General features: G+C 63.7%; 14 protein-coding genes. 13 read left to right on the top strand and 1 reads right to left on the bottom strand.

Annotated elements, in window-relative coordinates; translation table 11 throughout:
- The first annotated feature begins 620 nt into the window (after positions 1 to 620).
- The 13 genes from PVZ78_RS31825 to PVZ78_RS16640 all read left to right on the top strand — a co-directional run bounded on the left by PVZ78_RS31825 (position 621) and on the right by PVZ78_RS16640 (position 16228).
- Positions 621 to 1169, top strand: a complete 549-nt coding sequence (locus PVZ78_RS31825; RefSeq protein WP_404940395.1) for a methyl-accepting chemotaxis protein — start codon at positions 621 to 623, stop codon at positions 1167 to 1169.
- A 157-nt stretch (positions 1170 to 1326) separates the two neighbouring features.
- Entirely contained in the window at positions 1327 to 3120 is a 1794-nt protein-coding gene (locus PVZ78_RS16695) for a protein-disulfide reductase DsbD (RefSeq protein ID WP_038630507.1), read from the top strand.
- A 134-nt stretch (positions 3121 to 3254) separates the two neighbouring features.
- Positions 3255 to 3710, top strand: coding sequence for a type II 3-dehydroquinate dehydratase (aroQ, locus tag PVZ78_RS16690; protein ID WP_007921644.1), 456 nt, complete (start codon positions 3255 to 3257; stop codon positions 3708 to 3710).
- Positions 3711 to 3734: 24 nt separating this feature from the next.
- The gene (gene accB, locus PVZ78_RS16685; RefSeq protein WP_009046774.1) at positions 3735 to 4196 is read left to right on the top strand and encodes an acetyl-CoA carboxylase biotin carboxyl carrier protein; all 462 of its coding nucleotides are present in this window, start codon (positions 3735 to 3737) and stop codon (positions 4194 to 4196) included.
- A gap of 17 nt (positions 4197 to 4213) precedes the next feature.
- Positions 4214 to 5569, top strand: a complete 1356-nt coding sequence (gene accC, locus PVZ78_RS16680; RefSeq protein WP_007921646.1) for an acetyl-CoA carboxylase biotin carboxylase subunit — start codon at positions 4214 to 4216, stop codon at positions 5567 to 5569.
- Between the two features lie 287 nt (positions 5570 to 5856).
- On the top strand, positions 5857 to 6735 hold the full coding sequence (gene prmA, locus PVZ78_RS16675) for a 50S ribosomal protein L11 methyltransferase (protein WP_273828967.1): 879 nt from the start codon (positions 5857 to 5859) through the stop codon (positions 6733 to 6735).
- 30 nt (positions 6736 to 6765) lie between these two features.
- Positions 6766 to 8007 carry a DUF3426 domain-containing protein gene (locus PVZ78_RS16670; protein WP_273828966.1) on the top strand — a complete coding sequence of 414 codons (1242 nt, stop codon included), beginning with the start codon at positions 6766 to 6768 and terminating at the stop codon, positions 8005 to 8007.
- Positions 8008 to 8203: 196 nt separating this feature from the next.
- Positions 8204 to 9217, top strand: a complete 1014-nt coding sequence (gene dusB / locus PVZ78_RS16665) for a tRNA dihydrouridine synthase DusB (RefSeq protein WP_007921649.1) — start codon at positions 8204 to 8206, stop codon at positions 9215 to 9217.
- Complete coding sequence (fis, locus tag PVZ78_RS16660; RefSeq protein ID WP_007921650.1) at positions 9214 to 9534, top strand: DNA-binding transcriptional regulator Fis; 321 nt, start codon at positions 9214 to 9216, stop codon at positions 9532 to 9534. Before dusB ends, fis begins: the two co-directional genes overlap by 4 nt.
- An 81-nt stretch (positions 9535 to 9615) precedes the next feature.
- A complete protein-coding gene (purH, locus tag PVZ78_RS16655; RefSeq protein ID WP_009046770.1) occupies positions 9616 to 11223 on the top strand; it encodes a bifunctional phosphoribosylaminoimidazolecarboxamide formyltransferase/IMP cyclohydrolase in 1608 nt (535 codons plus the stop codon).
- Positions 11224 to 11393: 170 nt separating this feature from the next.
- Positions 11394 to 12689 (top strand): phosphoribosylamine--glycine ligase, encoded by a 1296-nt coding sequence (purD, locus tag PVZ78_RS16650; RefSeq protein WP_016703772.1) that lies wholly within the window; start codon positions 11394 to 11396, stop codon positions 12687 to 12689.
- A gap of 99 nt (positions 12690 to 12788) precedes the next feature.
- Positions 12789 to 15572 (top strand): hybrid sensor histidine kinase/response regulator, encoded by a 2784-nt coding sequence (locus tag PVZ78_RS16645; protein ID WP_053268122.1) that lies wholly within the window; start codon positions 12789 to 12791, stop codon positions 15570 to 15572.
- Positions 15573 to 15634: 62 nt separating this feature from the next.
- Positions 15635 to 16228 carry a MarC family protein gene (locus PVZ78_RS16640; RefSeq protein ID WP_273828965.1) on the top strand — a complete coding sequence of 198 codons (594 nt, stop codon included), beginning with the start codon at positions 15635 to 15637 and terminating at the stop codon, positions 16226 to 16228.
- Positions 16229 to 16317: 89 nt separating this feature from the next.
- Here PVZ78_RS16640 and PVZ78_RS16635 read toward each other — a convergent pair whose 3' ends face one another.
- Entirely contained in the window at positions 16318 to 16578 is a 261-nt protein-coding gene (locus tag PVZ78_RS16635) for a hypothetical protein (RefSeq protein WP_081362799.1), read from the bottom strand.
- Positions 16579 to 17232 lie beyond the last annotated feature (654 nt).

Below are 17232 nucleotides of genomic sequence, written 5' to 3'. Positions count from 1 at the left end.
CCGACCTCAGCGCCGCCACCCACCTGAAAATCACCGCCGTGCAGCAGGCCATCGCCGAGCTGGAGCCGGTGGTGCGCGCCCAACATGGGCAGATCCAGGGCGAAGTACGGCTGATGCAGGGCCTGATGATCGGCCTGATCCTGCTGATCGCCCTGCTTATCGATACCTTGCAGCGCCGGCTGGCGCGGGTCCTGACCAACCTGGCGCCGGCCCTGTCGACCTGGGCCGAAGGCGACTTCAGCCGCGACATCCAGCTGGGCCGGACCAACCGCGAACTGCACGATATCGAAGAGTCCCTGAACCGTCTGCGTGCCTACCTGGTGGACCTGGTGGGCACCATCCGGCAGAACGCCGAACAGGTCGCCGGCAGCAGCCGCGCCCTGGCGGACCTGAGCAGCGGCCTGCACGGCGGCGCCGAGCGCCAGGCCGGGGATACCGCGCAGATCCGTGACGCCCTGGGCGAGCTGGAAGCGACCATCCAGCAAGTCGCCGGCGATGCCAGCCAGGCCGCCGATGCCAGCCGCAGCGCCGGGCTGGCGGTGGAACAGGGGCAGAAAGTGATCGGCCTGAGCCTGACCGGGCTGCATGCCCTGGTCGGCGAAGTGCAGGGCAACGCGCAGATGATCGAACAGCTGGCCGAGGAATCGGCGACCATCGGCGGCGTGCTCACGGTGATCCGCTCCATTGCCGACCAGACCAACCTGCTGGCCCTGAACGCCGCCATCGAAGCCGCGCGGGCCGGGGAAATGGGTCGCGGCTTTGCCGTGGTCGCCGAGGAAGTGCGCTCCCTGGCGCAACGCACCGCTGGCGCCACCGCCGAGATCCAGACCCTGATCGCCGGCCTGCAGGCCGCCGCCCGGCAATCGGTGGAGGGCATGCGCGCCCAGGTCGAACATGCCGAAGCCACCGCCAGCCAGGCCCAGGCCGCCGACGGTGCGCTGGATGAAATCGTCGGGGCGATCCAGACCATCTCCGACACCGCCATCCGCATCGCCGATGTCACGGCCCAGCAAAGCGGCGCCGTCAGCGAAATCCGCGACCACAGCGAGCGCATCCATCAACTGGGTGGGGATAACTTGCAACGCATCGGCGAAGGTCGCGAACAGGGCGAGAACCTGCTGGCCCTGGGCGGCCAGCTGCACACGGCGGTGCAGGCGTTCCGCGTCTGACCCGAGCCCTATCGCGGGCAAGCCTCGCTCCTACAGACGACGCGAACCTGTAGGAGTGAGGCTTGCCCGCGATCAAGGGCAACCCAGACCACCCGCCAGCCTGCGAACCCCGCCGCTCTCCGCTATCATGCGCACACCTTCGATTCGCGAGATTGCCATGCGTCGCCTGCTTTGCCTGATGCTGTTCGTGCTTGCCCTGCCGGCGACCGCCGCCGGGCTGCTGGACAGCCGCCCCAGTTCGACCCTGGGTTCGATCAACAACAGCGCCGACTTCCTGCCAGTGCGCGAAGCGTTCCAGCTGAGCCTGCTGCAAAGTACGCCGCAGTCGATCAAGCTGCGTTTTGTCGCCACCGAGGGTTATTACCTCTATCGCCACCGCTTCCAGTTCCGCGCCGAGCCCGCCGACATCGCCCTGGGTGCCGCCCAACTGCCCAAGGGTGAACAGAAACACGACGAGTTTTTCGGCGACGTCGAGGTCTACCACGGCATTGTCGATGTCGAACTGCCGCGTACCGGCGCAGATCAACGGGCCTTCACCCTGGTCGTGACCTACCAGGGCTGCGCCGACAAGGGCCTGTGTTATCCACCGGAAACCGAGCGTTTGCAGATCGACGGCGCCGCCTCTTCTGCCAATGCCTCAAGTGCCGGCAGCCCCGCTACCGACAGTGGGAAAACCGGCTGGAGCTGGCGCGAACTGGCGCTGTTCTTCCTTGCCGGCATCGGCCTGACCTTTACTCCCTGCGTCCTGCCGATGCTGCCGATTCTGTCCGGCGTGGTCCTCAAGGGCCAGGTCGGCGGCTGGCGCGGCTTCAATCTGTCGCTGGCCTATGTGTTGCCGATGGCCGCCTGTTTCGCCCTGCTCGGCGCCTTGATGGGGCTGTTCGGCGCCCAGCTCAATTTGCAGGCGCGCCTGCAATCGGCCTGGGTGCTGGTGCCCTTTGCGTTGTTCTTCGTCGTATTCGCCCTGGCGATGTTCGATGTCTTCGAACTCAAGCTGCCGCGTTTTGTCAGCCAACGCCTGGAACGCATCGCCGGGCGCACCGAAGGCGGCTCGCTGTGGGGCGCGGCGGTTCTCGGCGTGGTGTCCAGCCTGCTGGTATCGCCCTGCGTTTCGGCGCCGCTGGCAGGCGCCCTGCTCTATATCAGCGCCAGCGGCGACGCCCTGGGCGGCGCCCTGAAACTGTTCGCCCTGGGCCTGGGCATGGGCGCGCCGCTGTTGCTGGTGGCCACCGGCGGCGCGGCCTGGCTGCCGAAAAGCGGGCCATGGCTGGTCTATGTGAAAAACGCCATTGGCGTGCTGTTGCTCGGCCTGGCGATCGGCCTGCTGAGCCGGGTCTTGCCGGGCCAGGTCAGCCTGTTGCTGATTGGTGCGTTGGCGGCCGGCGTCGGCCTGTTTCTCGGCGCCCTGGAATTTGTCTACAAGGCACCGCGCGCGCGCCTGGCGCAGCTGTGCGGGCTGTTCCTGCTGGTGTATGCCCTGGCCTGCTGGTACGGCGCATTCAGCGGCCAGACCGATCCGTTCAGCCCGCTCGCCCGTGCACCGGTCGCGACCACCAGCAACAGCCCTGAGAAAACCAGCGCCGGCCAGTGGCAGACCGTCACCACCCCCGGCGAGCTGGACCAGGCCCTGGCCGATGCCCGAAACGCGGGTGTCCCACTGCTCCTCGACTGGTACGCCGACTGGTGCATCAGTTGCAAAGTCATCGAACGCGAGGTGCTCGGCGACCGCCAGGTGGTCGAACGCCTGCAGGGCTATCGCCTGGTCCGCTTCGATATCACCGCCAGCAACCGCGAACAGCGCGCCCTGCTGGACCGCTACCACCTGTTCGGCCCGCCGGCGCTGATGTTCTTCGGCAAAGATGGCGTCGAACGTGCCGATGTGCGCGTGGTCGGCGAAATCAGCGCCGCGGACTTCGCCGAACGCATTGCCGCAGCGAATGACCGGAATTAGTCAGTTGGTCACATATTTCGCGTAAACATCGGTCATCGTGCTGCCTATTGCAGAGAACTGGACAGTCACAAAGGCTTTGCGGCATAGTCGCCGGGTTCTGAATAATGGCCCACAGATAAAACAAGGAACGGCAGATGGCGACCCTACTGGTGCTTCACGGACCCAATCTGAACCTGCTCGGCACCCGTGAACCGGGGGTCTACGGCGCAGTCACCCTGGCTGAGATCAACCAGGACCTGGAACGCCGGGCTCGCGAGGCCGGCCACCATTTGCTCTACCTGCAAAGCAACGCCGAGTATGAATTGATCGACCGTATCCATGCTGCCCGCGATGAAGGCGTGGACTTCATTCTGATCAATCCAGCAGCTTTTACGCATACAAGTGTCGCATTACGTGACGCGCTGCTGGCGGTGAGCATCCCATTCATCGAAGTGCATTTGTCTAACGTGCACAAACGCGAACCTTTCCGCCATCACTCCTACTTCTCCGACGTTGCGGTGGGAGTGATCTGCGGCCTTGGCGCCAGCGGTTACCGACTGGCCCTGGAGGCCGCACTAGAGCAGCTTGAACAACAAGCTAAACGCCCCTGACCGACCCTTGGGAGTTGATGATTCATGGATATCCGTAAAGTTAAGAAACTGATCGAACTGCTGGAAGAGTCCGGCATCGACGAGCTGGAGATCAAGGAAGGCGAAGAGTCCGTACGCATCAGCCGCCACAGCAAGACTCCAGCCCAGCAGTACTACGCACCGGCACCGATGGCTGCTCCGGCCGCCGCACCTGCCGCTGCCGCTCCGGCCGCCGCCGCTGCACCAGCAGCTCCAGCTGCCCCAGCGCTGAACGGCACCGTTGCCCGTTCGCCGATGGTCGGCACCTTCTACCGCAAATCCTCGCCAACCTCGCCAGCCTTCGTTGAAGTCGGCCAGAGCGTGAAGAAAGGCGACACCCTGTGCATCGTCGAAGCCATGAAGATGATGAACCACATCGAAGCTGAAACCAGCGGTGTGATCGAATCCATCCTCGTCGAAGACGGCCAGCCGGTTGAGTACGACCAACCGCTGTTCACCATCGTTTGAACCGCGGAGAGCCAACGATGTCTGCGAAGTTGGAAAAAGTTCTGATCGCCAACCGCGGTGAAATCGCCCTGCGGATCCTGCGTGCCTGCAAAGAGATGGGTATCAAGACCGTCGCCGTTTACTCCAAGGCCGACAAGGAACTGATGCACCTGGGTCTGGCAGACGAATCCGTCTGCATCGGCCCGGCCTCCGCCGCGCACTCCTACCTGCACATTCCGGCGATCATCGCGGCCGCCGAAGTGACTGGCGCCACCGCCATTCACCCAGGCTACGGCTTCCTCGCGGAAAACGCCGACTTCGCCGAGCAGGTCGAGAACTCCGGCTTCGCCTTCATCGGCCCGAAAGCCGAGACCATTCGCCTGATGGGCGACAAGGTATCGGCCAAGCACGCGATGATCGCTGCCGGTGTACCGACCGTTCCCGGTTCCGACGGCCCGCTGCCGGAAGACGAAGAAACCGCGTTGCGCATCGGCCGTGAAGTCGGCTACCCGGTGATCATCAAGGCCGCTGGCGGCGGCGGTGGTCGCGGCATGCGCGTGGTGCATAAAGAAGAAGACCTGATCTCCTCGGCCAAGCTGACCCGCTCCGAAGCGGGCGCGGCGTTCGGCAACCCGATGGTCTACCTGGAGAAGTTCCTGACCAACCCACGCCACGTGGAAGTCCAGGTACTGTCCGACGGCCAGGGCAACGCGATCCACCTGGGCGACCGCGACTGCTCCCTGCAGCGTCGTCACCAGAAGGTGCTTGAAGAAGCGCCGGCCCCGGGCATCGACGAAACCGCTCGCCAGGAAGTCTTCGCGCGCTGCGTCAAGGCGTGCATCGACATCGGCTACCGCGGTGCCGGTACCTTCGAGTTCCTGTACGAGAACGGTCGTTTCTACTTCATCGAGATGAACACTCGCGTGCAGGTAGAGCACCCGGTATCGGAAATGGTCACTGGCGTCGACATCGTCAAGGAGATGCTGAGCATCGCCGCTGGCAACAAGCTGTCGATCTCCCAGAAGGACGTAGTCATTCGTGGCCACGCCCTGGAATGCCGGATCAACGCCGAAGACCCGAAAACCTTCATGCCAAGCCCAGGCACGGTCAAGCATTTCCATGCTCCGGGCGGCAATGGCGTACGCGTCGACTCGCACCTGTACAGCGGTTACGCGGTTCCACCGAACTACGATTCGTTGATCGGCAAGCTGATCACTTACGGGGCAACCCGTGAAGAAGCCATGGCGCGCATGCGCAATGCGCTGGACGAAATCGTGGTCGACGGGATCAAGACCAACATTCCGCTGCACCGCGACCTGACTCGTGACGAAGGCTTCTGCAAAGGTGGTGTGAACATTCACTACCTGGAGCACAAGCTGGCCGGTCAACACTGATCGACACCGCACCAGACCGACAAGGCCGCTTTCGAGCGGCCTTGTCGTTTCTGCCCCCCCTGTAGGAGCGAGCTTGCTCGCGACAGGGCCATCAGCGACAACACGCATTTTCCTGGTGTTACGCGGCGCCCCTGCAGGCATCGCGAGCAAGCTCGCCCCTACAGAGAGGCGGTGTGGGCAAGTGGAAATGGCGCCTGGCGTGTCGTCTTCTGCGCCTCGCTCGCGTAAACTTGCGCGCTTCTCGCAGCCCGCTAGGCTGCACATTACATATTTCAAAGGTGCCCGCCATGCCTTGGCTGCAAGTCCGTCTCGCCATCAGCCCAGAACAAGCCGAAACCTACGAAGACGCTTTTCTCGAAGTCGGCGCCGTTTCGGTGACCTTCATGGACGCCGAGGATCAGCCGATCTTCGAACCGGAACTCAACACCACCCCGCTGTGGAATCACACTCACCTGCTGGCCCTGTTCGAAGGCGGCACCGAGGCTGCCAGCGTGCTGGCCCACCTTGAGCTGCTGACCGGCAGCCCGCTGCCTGAACACCACAGCGAAGTGATCGAAGACCAGGACTGGGAACGCAGCTGGATGGACAATTTCCAGCCGATGCGTTTCGGCCAGCGCCTGTGGATCGTCCCCAGCTGGCACGCCGCTCCCGAGCCGGACGCGGTCAACCTGCTGCTCGATCCGGGCCTGGCCTTCGGCACCGGCACGCACCCGACCACCGCGCTGTGCCTGGAATGGCTCGACGGCCAGGACCTGAAAGACTGCAACGTACTGGACTTCGGTTGCGGCTCGGGGATCCTGGCGATCGCCGCCCTGCTGCTGGGCGCCAAGCAGGCGGTGGGCACCGACATCGACGTGCAGGCCCTGGAAGCCTCCCGCGACAACGCCGGGCGTAACAACATCGCCGAAGCGCTGTTCCCGCTCTATCTGCCGGAAGACCTGCCGCAGGTCCAGGCGGACGTGCTGGTCGCCAATATCCTCGCCGGCCCGCTGGTTTCCCTGGCGCCGCAACTGTCCCGCCTGGTCAAGAGCGGCGGACGCCTGGCGCTGTCGGGCATCCTTGCCGAACAGGGTGAAGAAGTCGCGGCCGCCTACGCCCAGGACTTCGACCTGGATCCTATCGCCAACCTCGATGGCTGGGTACGCATCACCGGCCGTCGGCGCTAGAATGGCCGCCTGCATGAACCGGATCGCCGCATGACCGACAGTTTCGTCACCCAGTGCCCGCATTGCCAGACCAGCTTCCGCGTCAGCCACGCTCAGTTGAGCGTGGCCCGGGGCGTGGTGCGCTGCGGCTCGTGCCTGCAGGTGTTCAACGCCGCACGGCAGTTGCTTGAGCAACGCGCTGGCAAGGACGCTGTCGCTGCACCTTCCACACCGGCCACCCCTGCCGAACCACTGGCCCCGCCGCCACCGCGCGCCATCAGCCAGAAGCAGTGGAGCGCCACCGAACTCGACCTGGACAGCCTCGACCTGGACGAGGAGCTGGCCAAGCTCGAACAGCGGGAAATCCAGCCGACCAAGGCCTTCGGCCAGGAGCGCGCTTCCAGGGAGGACACCCTCAGCGCCCGCCGCGACCAGCCGGAAGCCGAAGAGGAACACTGGCCCGACAGCCTGTTCAGCCAGCCACCCGGCAGCAGCGACGACCTCGACGAAAAACCCGAGCAGCCCGCCGTCGACGCCGGCCGCTCCGGGCGCACCGAACCGTCGCTGTCCTTCAACCTGGACGATCTGGAAGACGAACCCAAGGCGCCCTCCCTGCTCCCGGACGACGACCTGGAGCCCGTGCCAGCGCACAGCTCCCTGAAGGCCGACGAGCCCGATGAGATCGAGCCGCCGGCCAGCCCGACGCCACGACGCAACAAGCGTGGCCGCGCCGAGCCCGAGGCGCCGGACGCCGTGCTGCTGGACCTGGAAGACGACCCGATCCAGCTGGACTGGCAAAAGCGCCGCTCGCCCTGGGGCCGCCGCCTGCTCTGGAGTTTGTTGATCCTGCTGGCCGCCGCCGGCCTGGCGGGCCAGTACATTGCCTATCACTTCGACGAGCTGGCGCGCCAGGACCAGTACCGCCCCTGGTTCCAGCAACTGTGCCCGGAACTGGGTTGCACCGTGCCCTCGAAGGTCGATATCGGCCGCATCAAAAGCAGCAACCTGGTGGTGCGCAGCCACCCGGACTTCAGCGGCGCGCTGGTAGTGGATGCGATCATCTACAATCGCGCGCCGTTCTCCCAACCCTTCCCGCTGCTGGAGCTGCGTTTCGCCGACCTCAACGGCCACCTGATCGCCAGTCGTCGCTTCAAGCCCGGCGAATACGTCAAGGGCGAACTCGAAGGCGTGTCGGAGATGCCGCCGCAGACGCCAATCCATATCGCGCTGGACATCCTCGATCCGGGCCCCAAGGCCGTCAACTACAGCCTAAGCTTTCACTCGCCCGAGTAAGACGGGCCATCCGTGCAAAGGCCGCACTGGATTGACGGCGGTTTTCTGACTGCTGCCCAGCGGACCAAACCGTTGGCGATAACAGAATAACTGTTCAGATTTTATCCAATTCAGCCTTTATCCGGTCATCGAGAGCGGGTATCATGCCAACCCTTTTTCGAACTCTCATGATCCGGCCCCACAACAGGGAAGTCCTATGTCGGCGGTACGCATCGGCCCATATACATTGCACAACGGCTTGATTCTCGCCCCCATGGCGGGAGTCACCGACCAGCCCTTTCGTCAGCTTTGCAAGCGGTTGGGTGCAGGCCTTGTAGTCTCGGAAATGGTCACCAGCGACATGAGTTTGTGGAACAGTCGCAAATCGCGTCTGCGCATGATCCACGAGGGTGATCCCGAGCCGCGCTCGGTACAGATCGCCGGTGGCGATGCACAGATGCTGGCGGATGCCGCCCGCGCCAACGTCGAGTTGGGCGCACAGATTATTGATATCAACATGGGTTGCCCGGCGAAGAAGGTCTGCAACAAGGCCGCCGGCTCCGCGTTACTGAAAGATGAAGATCTGGTGAACGAGATCCTGCAGGCCGTGGTGGCCGCAGTCGATGTGCCGGTCACCCTGAAGATCCGTACCGGCTGGGACCGGGCGAACAAGAACGGCCTGACGGTGGCGAAGATCGCCGAACAGGCAGGTATCACGGCATTGGCGGTCCATGGCCGGACCCGGGCCGACCTGTACACCGGTGTTGCCGAGTACGACACCATCGCTGCGATCAAGCAGGCGGTGTCGATCCCGGTCTTCGCCAACGGCGATATCGACTCGCCCGAAAAGGCCCGCTACGTCCTCGACGCTACCGGTGCCGACGGGCTGTTGATTGGCCGGGCCGCTCAGGGGCGGCCATGGATTTTTCGTGAAATCGAGCATTTTCTGCGTACCGGTCAAACCCTGCCGGCACCTGAGCTGTTCGAGGTGGAACGTATTCTGCTTGAGCATCTGGCCGCGCTGCATGCCTTCTATGGCGATGTCATGGGCGTACGCATTGCTCGCAAGCATGTGGGCTGGTATCTCGCAACCCTGCCGGGCGCCAGGGAGTTTCGCGCCCACTTCAATCGTTTGGAAGATACGGAAGCACAGTGCGCCAACGTTCGTGAGTTCTTTGCCGAGCGTTACAAGAGCCTGGTGACAGGGGACGGAGAGGGGGTGGCCGCATGACGATGATGACCGAGACTTTAGTGAGTGGAACAGCACCCGTGAGCGACAACGTGAATTTGAAACAGCACCTCAATACACCGAGCGAAGAAGGCCAGACCCTTCGCGGGAGTGTCGAGAAGGCGCTGCACAATTATTTCGCCCACCTTGAGGGCGCGGCCGTCACGGACGTGTACAACCTGGTGCTCTCCGAAGTCGAGGCTCCGTTGCTCGAAAGCGTGATGAACTACGTCAAGGGCAACCAGACCAAGGCCAGCGAGCTGCTCGGTCTGAACCGTGGCACCCTGCGCAAGAAACTCAAGCAGTACGATTTGCTGTAAGCATTCAATCAAACCAGAAAGGCGCCCGCGTAAAACCGGTCGCCTTTTTTGCTGACTCCTTTGCTTTTGATGGAAATTGAGATGACCGACCAGACTACCCGCCTGCCGATCCGCCGCGCCTTGATCAGTGTTTCCGACAAGACCGGGATCCTCGAATTCGCCAAGGAGCTGGAAGCCCTGGGCGTGGAGATCCTCTCCACCGGCGGGACCTTCAAACTGCTGCAGGACAACGGCGTGGCCGCAGTAGAAGTCGCGGATTACACCGGTTTCGCGGAAATGATGGACGGCCGGGTGAAGACCCTGCACCCGAAAATCCACGGCGGTATCCTCGGTCGTCGCGGTATCGACGACGCCATCATGAACGAGCACGGCATCAAGCCGATCGACCTGGTAGCGGTCAACCTCTACCCGTTCGAAGCCACCATCTCCAAGCCGGGCTGCGACCTGCCGACCGCCATCGAGAACATCGACATCGGCGGCCCGACCATGGTCCGCTCGGCGGCCAAGAACCACAAAGACGTGGCCATCGTGGTCAACGCCAGCGACTACGGCCAGGTGCTGGAAAGCCTGAAGGCCGGCGGCCTGACCTACGCCCAGCGTTTCGACCTGATGCTCAAGGCCTTCGAACACACCGCGGCCTATGACGGCATGATCGCCAACTACATGGGCACCGTGAACCAGGCGGCTGAAACCCTGACCACCGAAGGCCGCAGCGAATTCCCGCGCACCTTCAACAGCCAGTTCATCAAGGCCCAGGAAATGCGCTACGGCGAGAACCCGCACCAGAGTGCGGCGTTCTACGTGGAAGCCAAGCCTGCCGAAGTCGGCATCGCCACCGCTACCCAGCTGCAAGGCAAGGAACTGTCGTACAACAACGTGGCCGACACCGACGCCGCGCTGGAATGCGTGAAGAGCTTCGTCAAGCCGGCCTGCGTCATCGTCAAGCACGCCAACCCGTGCGGCGTGGCCGTGAGCCCGGACGCTGAAGGCGGTATCCGCCAGGCGTACGAGCTGGCCTACGCCACCGACACCGAATCGGCCTTCGGCGGCATCATCGCCTTCAACCGCGAACTGGACGCCGAGACCGCCAAGGCCATCGTCGAGCGTCAGTTCGTCGAAGTGATCATCGCCCCTTCGGTCAGCGAGGAAGCCCGCGCCATCGTTGCCGCCAAGGCCAACGTGCGCCTGCTGGCCTGCGGCCAATGGTCGGCGGACCGTGTTCCGGCCTGGGACTACAAGCGCGTCAACGGTGGCCTGCTGGTGCAGAGCCGCGACATCGGCATGATCGGCGCCGACGACCTGAAAGTGGTGACCAAGCGCGCCCCGACCGAACAGGAAATCCACGACCTGATCTTCGCCTGGAAAGTGGCCAAGTTCGTCAAGTCCAACGCCATCGTCTACGCCAAGAACCGTCAGACCATCGGCGTCGGCGCCGGCCAGATGAGCCGCGTGAACTCCGCCCGTATCGCCGCGATCAAGGCTGAACACGCCGGCCTGCAAGTGCAGGGCGCGGTCATGGCGTCCGATGCGTTCTTCCCGTTCCGCGACGGTATCGACAACGCGGCCAAGGTCGGCATCACCGCGGTGATCCAGCCAGGCGGCTCGATGCGCGACAACGAAGTGATCGCCGCCGCCGATGAGGCCGGCATCGCGATGGTGTTCACCGGTATGCGCCACTTCCGCCACTAAGAGCAGCCACAAGCTTCAAGCTGCAAGCGACAAGGCAGAGCCGACCGCAGTTGCTCTTGCCTTGCCCTTGCAGCCTTCCTAATTCAAAGCTGCACGCAGCACTTCAGAGCGATCCAGATTGCTCTTAACTTGCAGCTTGCGGCTTATAGCTTCCTCCGAAGGAGTCTGACTTGAACGTTTTGATCATTGGTAGCGGCGGTCGTGAACACGCCCTGGCCTGGAAAGTCGCTCAAGACCCACGGGTCGAGAAAGTCTTCGTTGCCCCGGGCAACGCCGGCACCGCCATCGAAGCCAAGTGCGAGAACGTGGCCATCGACGTATTGGCCCTCGAGCAACTGGCCGACTTCGCCGAGAAGAACGTTTCCCTGACCATCGTCGGTCCGGAAGTCCCGCTGGTCGCCGGCGTGGTCGACCTGTTCCGCTCCCGTGGCCTGGACTGCTTCGGTCCGACCGCTGGCGCGGCCCAACTGGAAGGTTCGAAAGCCTTCACCAAGGATTTCCTGGCTCGCCACAAGATCCCGACCGCCGACTACCAGAACTTCACCGAGATCGAGCCGGCCCTGGCTTATCTGCGGGAAAAAGGCGCGCCGATCGTAATCAAGGCCGACGGCCTGGCCGCCGGTAAGGGCGTGATCGTCGCCATGACCCTGGCCGAAGCCGAAGACGCCGTGCGCGACATGCTGGCCGGCAATGCCTTCGGCGACGCTGGTTCGCGTGTAGTGATCGAAGAGTTCCTCGACGGCGAGGAAGCCAGCTTCATCGTCATGGTCGACGGCAAGAACGTGCTGCCCATGGCCACCAGCCAGGACCACAAACGCGTCGGCGACGGCGACAGCGGCCCGAACACCGGCGGCATGGGTGCTTACTCCCCTGCTCCGGTAGTCACCGCCGACGTGCACCAGCGCGTGATGGACCAGGTGATCTGGCCGACCGTGCGCGGCATGGCCGACGAAGGCAACGTCTACACCGGTTTCCTGTACGCCGGTCTGATGATCGACAAGGCCGGCAACCCGAAGGTCATCGAGTTCAACTGCCGCTTCGGCGATCCGGAAACCCAGCCGGTGATGCTGCGCCTGCAGTCGAGCCTGGTGCTGCTGGTCGAAGCCGCCCTGGCCCAGGCGCTGGACAAGGTCGAAGCGCAATGGGATCCACGTCCGAGCCTGGGCATCGTCCTGGCCGCCGGCGGCTACCCTGGTGACTACGCCAAAGGCGCGGTGATCGAAGGCCTGGACGCGGCCGCCAAACTGGAAGGCAAAGTCTTCCACGCCGGTACCGCGCTCAAGGACGGTCAAGTGGTAACCTCCGGCGGCCGCGTGCTCTGCGCCACCGCCCTGGGCGACAGCGTAAGTGCCGCGCAGCAGCAGGCTTACCAACTGGCAGCTAAGATCGATTGGCAAGGCTGCTTCTACCGCAAAGACATCGGTTACCGGGCCATTGCCCGCGAGCGTGGCGAAAATCAGGAGTAATCCTGTCTTCCCGTCCGGCAGGCGCCCCAGGCCCTTGCCGGACGGCTCCAGCGCCGCGCATAGTTATAATCTGGCATCAACCTACGAAGGGATTTCGCCGTGCGCTGGCTCAGGACTGCCATAGGTTTCACCGTCACTCTGCTGACCCTGCTCTGCTTGATCCCGGCCCAGGCCGCACAAGGCAGTAACTGGGCCGTTTTGCTCGATGAACAGGCCGACCTGCAACTGAGCGATATCCGCTCCCCGCGCTACACCAATCAATTCAGCCCGATCGAACTGGAACGCATCACCGCCGCCGAACCCGGAGGCGCGTTATGGCTGCGTTTCAAACTGCAACCGGGCAAGCACGAACAACTGCTGCGGATCTTCGCGCCCGACCTGTCACGCCTGGACATGTATGTGCTGGACGGCGACAACCTGGTCGAGCAGCTGACCTCCGGCACCCAACAACCCCAGGCCGAACGGCCGTTGCCCAGCAGCGACTTCATGCTGCCGCTGCCACAGGAGCAGAAGACCCTCGATGTCTATCTGCGCCTGGTCTCCGACCATCAGCTGCGCCCTTACATCACCCTGCAACCGGCGGTCATGACCGCGGCCAATCAGGGCCAGAGCGTGCTCTACGGCCTGCTGTTCGGCTGCATGGGCATGCTGATGCTGCACAACCTGGTGCGCTACGCCTACACTCGTTCGCGCAGCAGCCTGTGGCTGGCATCCTGCGAAGCCCTGGTGATGCTCAGCCTGGCGCTGATGCTCAACCTGTTCGGCCCCTGGCTGCCGGACTGGCATGCGATACAGACCCCTGGTGCCTACCTCGCGCTGTTGCTGACCACCCCTTGCGGGCTGATGTTCGTCTATCGCTTTTTCGCCCCGCTGGGCCCGCATCCGCTGAACAAGCTGCTGCTGGTCGACATCCTGATGGTCGGCCTGTGCAGCCTGTTGCTGCTGTTCGTCGACTCGCTGCCGCTGAATCTCATCACCTACGGCCTGGTGGCCCTGGTCGGCCTGAGCATGCTGTTCATCGCCGGTTATCACTGGCACAAAGGCTACCGCCCGGCGCGCTACTTCGTGGCCGGCATGGGCATCTTCAACATCGGTGCGCTGATCGTGCTGCCGGCGCTGCTGGGGCTGACCATGGTCGCGCCCCAGGGGCTGATCGTCACCCTGCTGGTGACCATGTGCCTGAGCGGGTGGGCGATGAGCATCGCCCTGGGCGAGCGCCAGCGCAGCATCACCGAGGATGAGTTCAGCGTCAGCCGCGACCTCGCCGCCAGCAACGCCGAGGTCAATGCCAAGGCCGAGTTCCTGGCGAAGATCAGCCACGAGATCCGTACACCGATGAACGGCGTGCTGGGCATGACCGAACTGCTGCTGGGCACGCCGCTGTCGGTCAAGCAGCGCGACTACGTGCAGACCATCCACAGCGCCGGCAATGAGCTGCTGACCCTGATCAACGAGATCCTCGACATCTCCAAGCTCGAGTCCGGGCAGATCGAGCTGGACGATGTGCAATTCGACCTCAATGCGCTGATCGAAGACTGCCTGAGTATTTTCCGCGCCAAGGCCGAGCAGCAGAACGTCGAGCTGATCAGCTTCATCCAGCCGCAGGTGCCGCGCGTGATCAGCGGCGACCCGACCCGCTTGCGCCAGGCCATGCTCAGCCTGCTGGAAAACGCCCTGAAGAAGACCGACGAAGGCGAGGTCCTGGTGGTGGTCGCGCTGGACGAGCGCACCAGCAAACCGCGCCTGCGCATCGCCGTGCAGGACAGCGGCCAGCCGATGGAAGCCGAAGAGCGCGATGCCCTGCTGCACTCGGAACTGCACAGCAAGAACTTCCTCGCCAGCACCCGCCTGGGCGGCAATCTCGGCCTGGTCATCGCCCGCCAGCTGATCCTGCTGATGCATGGCGAGTTCGGGATCAAGACCAGCGCCAACCAGGGCAGCACCCTGTGGCTGACCCTGCCGCTGGACCCGGAACGCCTGGAGCACCCGACCTCCGACCTGGATGGCCCGCTGCAAGGGGCGCGGGTGCTGGTGGTGGACGACAACGACACCTGCCGCAAGGTCCTGGTGCAGCAATGCAGCGCCTGGGGCCTGAACGTCAGCGCCGTGCCTTCGGGCAAGGAAGCCCTGGCCCTGCTGCGCACCAAGGCGCACCTGCGCGACTACTTCGACGTGGTGCTGCTCGACCAGAACATGCCCGGCATGACCGGCATGCAACTGGCGGCCAAGATCAAGGAAGACCCGAGCCTGAACCACGACATCCTGCTGATCATGCTCACCGGCATCAGCAACGCGCCGAGCAAGGTCATCGCGCGTAACGCCGGGGTCAAGCGCATCCTCGCCAAGCCGGTGGCCGGCTATACCCTCAAGACCACCCTGGCCGACGAGCTGACCCAGCGCAACAAGGGCCAGTTCGTGCCGCATCAGCCCCATGCGCTGAGCGGGGTTCCGGTGCCGGTCAAGGTACCGAGCGACTTCCGCATCCTGGTGGCCGAGGACAACAGCATTTCCACCAAGGTGATTCGCGGCATGCTCGGCAAGCTCAACCTGCAGCCCGATACCGCGAGCAACGGCGAGGAAGCCCTGCAAGCGATGAAGGCCCAGCGCTACGACCTGGTGCTGATGGACTGCGAAATGCCGATCCTCGACGGCTTCTCCGCCACCCAGCAGCTGCGGGCCTGGGAAGTCGGCAACCAGCGCGTGCGCACGCCGGTGGTGGCACTGACCGCGCACATCCTCACCGAACACAAGGAACGCGCGCGGCAGGCCGGCATGGACGGGCATATGGCCAAGCCGGTGGAACTGTCGCAACTGCGCGAGCTGATCGAGCACTGGGTGACGCAGCGCGACCTGCAGAACCGCACCACGGCGCAACCGTCCTGAGCCGACAGCACGGCAAACGCCTGTTAAACTCCGCTCGCCCTCCCTCGCTGTGAGTTTGCGCCATGCTCCATGTGCTGTTCAGCGTGTACCTGAAGATGCTGGTGCTCTACAGCCCCTTCTTCGTCCTGTCCTGCTTCATCAGCCTGACTCGTGGCTACTCCAACAAGGAACGTCGGCGCCTGGCGTGGAACGTCGCCCTGGCGACCCTGGCCTCCAGCGTGCTGCTGTACCTGTTCGGACGGGTGATCTTCAGCATGTTCGGCATCACTGTGGATGCCTTCCGCATCGGCGCGGGCAGCGTGCTGTTCATCTCGGCGCTGGGCATGGCCCAGGGCAAGTCGGCGATCCAGACCGACAACGTGCAGCAGGACGTGACCATCGTGCCGCTGACCATCCCCCTGACCGTCGGCCCCGGCACCATCGGCGCCCTGCTGGTGATGGGCGTCGGCCAGCCGCACTGGGACGACAAACTCACCGCGATTCTCAGCATCGCCCTGGCCAGCTTCACCGTCGGCGTGGTGCTCTACCTGTCCAACCGCATCGAACGGATCCTCGGCGAGCAAGGCTTGCAGATCGTCAGCCGACTGATGGGCCTGTTCGTCTGCGCGCTGGCGGCGCAGATCATCTTTACCGGGGTCAAGGGGTACCTGGGTTAGGGGCAGCTGCAAGCTTCAAGCTTTAAGCGGCAAGAACGAGCGGGCTCACTGGGAACAGTGAGCCTGTGCTGTTTCTGGGGTAGGGATTTTTAAGCGTCCAGGCGCCACTGCAAGGCATCCAGGGCATCGCAGCCGTCTTGCAGCAACAGGTGGGCGGCGTTGACGAAGTGAATCAGATCCTGATCGCCCACACCTTTGACACTCAGGCAATTGAGGCTGTGCATCAGATCCCGCGAGGCCTTGATGCGCTGCACCGCACCGCCATGCAGATCGATTGCAGGCGCATTGCGGTCAAGGTGGAAAATCGGGGTGGGGGTGAGATTGCTTTGTAGGGGGATGAAATCCGTCACGGGTATATCTCCATAGGTTGCTGAAGAACAACCACCCTGAGCGGCTAAACAAAAGGGTGGCAGCTGTACGAGGGTTAGCCGACCGGGTGCAGCCTATGAGAAACCCGGCACACCCGAAGGTGTCCCGCGCACAGCTGCCATAGAAGGTGCCATGCAGCAAAAAGCGCCAGCATGTTAATGGATGGCGCTTAAGCATTCATAGAGATGCTTTCCGACCGGCTAAGATCGGCCGCCGATGCGTCGGCGACCGGGCAACTATGGCTTCGCAAAAAATCAGCGGCAACCGTCAAAGTGTTGCCATTACCTTCCGCAGAACCAGACTTGCCGCACCGACCGGGGGCGACCCTACCTCCTGTAGCCGCTGCCGAGCCCTAGCGAGGCTGCGATAGGACCGAAGGTCCTCCTGCGGTTTCGAGATCCCTGCGCCCGCTGCGCGGTCGATCGCAGCCTCGCTAGGGCTCGGCAGCGGCTACAGGGTTTAGCGCCGACCGGCAGGTCGCGCCCGGCTTTGGCTTTGGCTTTGGCTTTTGATCTTGATCCACCCGCCCCATCGGGAGGCCGAGCGGAGGTGTTCATCAGGGGGATGGCGCGCAGCGCCCCTCGACGCAGTCGAGGACATCGTATGGAGGTCGAAGCGAAGCCGACCGGAGTCGA

The sequence above is a fragment of the Pseudomonas sp. SBT1-2 genome (assembly GCF_028640875.1).
GTDB classification, from domain to species: domain Bacteria; phylum Pseudomonadota; class Gammaproteobacteria; order Pseudomonadales; family Pseudomonadaceae; genus Aquipseudomonas; species Aquipseudomonas chlororaphis_I.
This window is presented reverse-complemented; position numbering and strand designations above follow the sequence as displayed.

Excerpts from the sequence above, each read along its gene's own strand:
- PVZ78_RS31825 (WP_404940395.1), top strand. The coding sequence starts at position 621 with ATGATCGAACAGCTGGCCGAGGAATCGGCGACCATCGGCGGCGTGCTC.
- PVZ78_RS16695 (WP_038630507.1), top strand. The coding sequence starts at position 1,327 with ATGCGTCGCCTGCTTTGCCTGATGCTGTTCGTGCTTGCCCTGCCGGCG.
- aroQ (WP_007921644.1), top strand. The coding sequence starts at position 3,255 with ATGGCGACCCTACTGGTGCTTCACGGACCCAATCTGAACCTGCTCGGC.
- accB (WP_009046774.1), top strand. The coding sequence starts at position 3,735 with ATGGATATCCGTAAAGTTAAGAAACTGATCGAACTGCTGGAAGAGTCC.
- accC (WP_007921646.1), top strand. The coding sequence starts at position 4,214 with ATGTCTGCGAAGTTGGAAAAAGTTCTGATCGCCAACCGCGGTGAAATC.
- prmA (WP_273828967.1), top strand. The coding sequence starts at position 5,857 with ATGCCTTGGCTGCAAGTCCGTCTCGCCATCAGCCCAGAACAAGCCGAA.
- PVZ78_RS16670 (WP_273828966.1), top strand. The coding sequence starts at position 6,766 with ATGACCGACAGTTTCGTCACCCAGTGCCCGCATTGCCAGACCAGCTTC.
- dusB (WP_007921649.1), top strand. The coding sequence starts at position 8,204 with ATGTCGGCGGTACGCATCGGCCCATATACATTGCACAACGGCTTGATT.
- fis (WP_007921650.1), top strand. The coding sequence starts at position 9,214 with ATGACGATGATGACCGAGACTTTAGTGAGTGGAACAGCACCCGTGAGC.
- purH (WP_009046770.1), top strand. The coding sequence starts at position 9,616 with ATGACCGACCAGACTACCCGCCTGCCGATCCGCCGCGCCTTGATCAGT.
- PVZ78_RS16640 (WP_273828965.1), top strand. The coding sequence starts at position 15,635 with ATGCTCCATGTGCTGTTCAGCGTGTACCTGAAGATGCTGGTGCTCTAC.